Origin of the sequence: Phenylobacterium sp., from assembly GCF_031181185.1 — a bacterium.
Lineage (GTDB): Bacteria > Pseudomonadota > Alphaproteobacteria > Caulobacterales > Caulobacteraceae > Phenylobacterium.
Genome location: NZ_JAPSKZ010000283.1, coordinates 1 through 2,792 on the forward strand (window position 1 = coordinate 1; position 2,792 = coordinate 2,792).

General features: G+C 70.2%; 3 protein-coding genes. All 3 read left to right on the forward strand.

From position 1 onward, the window contains the following. Positions 1–1,052 (forward strand): FtsX-like permease family protein (locus RIF93_RS19860; protein WP_309093175.1); only part of this gene is annotated, 1,052 nt, incomplete at its 5' end. Then, positions 1,049–1,801, forward strand: coding sequence for an ABC transporter ATP-binding protein (locus tag RIF93_RS19865; protein WP_309093176.1), 753 nt, complete (start codon positions 1,049–1,051; stop codon positions 1,799–1,801). The genes RIF93_RS19860 and RIF93_RS19865, both read left to right, overlap by 4 nt. A gap of 6 nt (positions 1,802–1,807) precedes the next feature. Further along, a complete protein-coding gene (locus tag RIF93_RS19870; protein WP_309093177.1) occupies positions 1,808–2,776 on the forward strand; it encodes an HlyD family efflux transporter periplasmic adaptor subunit in 969 nt (322 codons plus the stop codon). Positions 2,777–2,792: the final 16 nt, after the last annotated feature.

The window sequence follows — 2,792 nt, forward strand, 5'->3', positions numbered from 1 at the left end:
CCCAGGTCGGGATGTTCGTCGGCATCGTGAAGGGCGTCACCGCCACGCTCGAGCGCAGCCGCGCCGACCTGATGATCCTGCCGGCCAAGATGGAGAGCCTGATCAACTCGGGCGGCGGGACGCTGCCGGCTCGCCTGCAGCCGCAGCTGTACCTGCATCCGGAGGTCACCGAGGTGGCCGCCTGGGACATCGAGGGCGGCCGCTGGGTCAACCAGCCGAAGGCCGGCGAGAAGGCCGTCACTACCTATGTCGACGTCAACATGGTCGACACCCGTCCGGGCGCAGTGACCCTGCCCACGGACTACACCGAGGCCACGCGCCTGGCGCTGATGGAGCCCTATGCGGTGGCCATCGACCGCAGCCAGCTGAAGCGGCTGGGCGTGAAGCTGGGCGACAGCGCCTCCCTGAACGGCAAGACCGTCCGCGTCCGGGCGATCCTCGAAGGCTATCCGAACATCAACAACGCCGCGGTCGTGGCCTCGCGCGACACCGTCCGCCTGCTGGGCTTCAACCGGGACCAGTCCAAGACCGGGCCGCTGATGGTGAGGATCCAGGATCCCGCACGCGCCGCGACGGTGCGCGACCAGCTGAACGCCACCGCCAAGGGCGCCTACCGCGCCTGGACCCGCGAGGAGCTGCGGGCGGCCAATGAAGGCGCGCTGATGTCCGAGCAGATCATCGGCATCTTCATCGGCTTCTCGGTCTTCCTGGGCTTCCTGATCGGCGTCGGCATCACCTCCCAGACGCTCAGGGGCGCGATCCTGTCGTCGATCAAGGAGTTCGCGAGCCTGCGCGCCCTGGGCGTCTCGATGGGCTCGCTGCGGATGATCGTCATGGAGCTGTCGGTGTGGGTCGGCTTGGTGGGCCTCGTCGCCACGGGCCTCTTCACCTTCGGCGTCTTCCTGCTGGCCAAGAACGGCGGCCTGCCGATGGGCTTCCCCGTCCCGTGGGTGGTCGGCGTCTCCACCCTGCTGCTCGTGATCTCGGGCGCGTCCGGGCTGCTGGCCCTGGGCGTCCTGAAGAAGAGCCAACCTGCGGACCTGCTGCGATGAGCACGAACAAGACCGCGATCCAGGCCCACGGCGTCTACAAGCGCTTCAAGACCGGCCGCACGCACATCGAGGTGCTGAAGCGCGTCGATTTCGACGCCCGCCACGGCGAGGTGACGATGGTCATGGGGCCGTCGGGCTCGGGCAAGTCCACGCTGGTGGCGGCGCTGTCGGGCCTGCTCAAGCCGGACGAGGGCTCGGTCCGGGCGCTGGAGACCGACCTCTGGGACCTGCGCCCGGGCAAGCTGGACCGGTTCCGGCTCGACCACTGCGGCTTCATCTTCCAGGGCTTCAACCTGTTCTCGGCCCTGACGGCGCTGCAGCAGGTCGAGATCATCCTGAAGTACCAGGGCCATCCGAAGGCCGTCGCCCGCGAGAGGGCCGCCAAGGCGCTCGAGGAAGTGGGCCTGGGCAAGCGCCTGAATTCGCGGCCCGCCGAGATGTCTGGCGGCGAGAAGCAGCGGGTGGCCATTGCGCGTGCGCTGGCCAAGGACCCGCGCCTGGTCTTCGCCGACGAGCCCACCTCGGCCCTCGACGGCGAGAACGGCCAGATCGTCATCCGCCTGCTGCAGCGGGCCGCGAAGCAGCACGGCGCGGCCGTGATCTGCGTGACCCACGACCCGCGGCTGGAAGCCTACGCCGACCGCATCATCCACCTGGAGGACGGGAACATCCTGGAGGATCGCCGCGCCGCGCCGCCGGCCGCCTCCGCTCCCGAACGCCGCCCCGAACCCGAGCTCGTTGGAGCCTAGAGACCCATGCCTGCCATCTTCCGCAACCGCTTCGTCTGGATTGCCCTCCTCGTCCTCGTGCTGGGCGGCGGCGGCTTTGTCTTCATGCAAGGCCAGGCCAAGGCCAAGAAGGCCGCCGAGGCGAAGGCGGCCGCCGAGGTCAAGCCCAGCCCCTACGCGGCGGTGGCCAACGGCAAGGCCGACGTGGAAGGCGGCATCATCCAGGTCGCCGCCCGCCGCGCCGGCGTGGTCGAGGAGGTGCTGGTCCAGGAAGGCGACGACGTGGTGAAGGGCCAGATCCTCGCCAGGCTGGAGGACGACGAGCCCCGGCTGCAGGCCGAGCGCGCCGCCGCGGAAGTCCGCCAGGCCCGCGCCGCGCTGGCGCTGCTGGAAGTCCAGCTCTCGGCCGCCCAACGCGAGGAGCGCCGGATGCAGGGCCTCGCACCGTCGAATTTCGTGGCCGCCCAGAAGCTCGACCAGGCCCGCGACGCGGTCCGCGAGGCCCACGCCAAGATCATGGCCCAGCAGGCCGTGGTGGAGACCGCCGAGGCCCGGCTGAACGAGGCGCGCTACGACCAGGAGCTCAGCGTGATCCGGGCGCCCGCCGACGGCCGCATCGTGCGCCGCTACGCCAACCCGGGCGCCGGCGCCTCGACCCTGAACGTCTCCAACATGTTTGACCTGGAGCCCCGCGCTGGCCGCATTGTCCGCGCCGAAATCGCCGAAGGCGCCCTGCCCTTCGTGGCGGTCGGCCAGACGGTGAAGATGTCGCCCGAGAGCGACCCCACCAAGACCTTCGACGGTCGCGTGCTGCGCCGCGCCGCGGTGTTCGGCGCCCGCAAGCTGCAGTCGGACGACCCGAACGAGCGCACCGACGACCGCGTGATCGAGGTGGTCGTGGACTCGTCCAGCGCCCCCTTCCTGATCGGCCAGCGCGTGCTGGTGAAGTTCATGCGCCAGCACCAGGCGCAGATCGTGTCCGCGCCGAACGGCTAGGCGGTTCCCCAAGCGC